Source organism: Psychrobacter pasteurii (assembly GCF_900162815.1).
GTDB classification, from domain to species: Bacteria; Pseudomonadota; Gammaproteobacteria; order Pseudomonadales; family Moraxellaceae; genus Psychrobacter; species Psychrobacter pasteurii.
This window is the reverse complement of sequence record NZ_FUGD01000156.1, coordinates 1-1,075: the sequence shown is the minus strand read 5'-3', so window position 1 is coordinate 1,075 and position 1,075 is coordinate 1. Positions and strand designations below refer to the sequence as shown.

Genomic DNA, 1,075 nt, shown 5'->3' with positions numbered 1-1,075 from the left:
GGTCATACGCTTGTTAATAGCGTAACCGACAAGCTCTTTGGTGTATAAGTCTTTGACCCCTGCTAAGTACAGCCAACCCTCATTCGTCCAGATATAGGTGATGTCGCTGACCCACGACTCGTTAGGGCGCTTAGCATCAAACTTCTGATCCAGTACGTTTGGATAGACCAGCTTGTTGTGATTGGAGTCAGTAGTGACTTTAAAGCGCTTATGACGACGGCATTTGATGCCGTGTTCCTCTTTGATGCTTCTTACCATATACAGGCTAATGTTGTGGCCTTGTTTGCTTAGATGAGCATGCAATCGATCTACGCCATAACGTTCTTTCATTTCACTGTGAGCGGCTTTAACTAGTAGCTCGCACTGATTGCGGTGTACCTGCTGTTCGCTGATGTCACGACTTAGCCAATCGTAGTAGCTTGAGGGCTTAACGCTTAATACACGGCACATAGTGGTGATGCGAAAGAGGAACTGGTTGTCTTTGATAAAGGCGTACCTGACTAACTGTTTCTCGCGAAGTACGCCGTCGCCAACTCGAGCATAGCTCTCCCCTTGCGTCGGGGCGAAGCAGTGCTTCGCTTTATCCCTCCTCATTTAGTATTTCGCGTTCCTCTTCAGCCACTTTGAGCTGCCGCTTGAGCTGCTTTATCTCTTTAAGAGCACTCATAAGGTCAGGATTATATTGCTCTGTGCCAACAAGCTTGCCTTGATTGGCTTTGTTCTGCCAGTTCGATAACGTTTGCATCGCTATGCCAAGTTGCTTGGCTGTGGCTGAAACATTACCGTTATTGTCTGCTATCTTCTTAACGGCTTCAGCTTTAAATTCGTCACTGTAGGTTCTTACTTTCTTGGTCATGGTCATGGTAAACTCCTGTCAATACGCTTAGTTTACCAAGTTTATCTCTACGGTTTCTTCAGCATAGCTCACCATGATTTTGTATCCCTTAATAGTATATTGTAGTATGTTGTATATAATATAACCCCAGTTCGGGATAAGCGCTCAAAAAAAAGATAAAAAAAGAAGTCCGAAGTTGCTAAAGTGAGTTTACCAAGACAAACTTCACAACAAGGACTT

At 44.5% G+C, this 1,075-nt stretch carries 1 pseudogene; it reads right to left on the bottom strand.

The features are described 5' to 3' along the window. Positions 1–856: pseudogene (locus A1232T_RS13640) on the bottom strand (IS3 family transposase); the annotation flags it as partial. Positions 857–1,075: the final 219 nt, after the last annotated feature.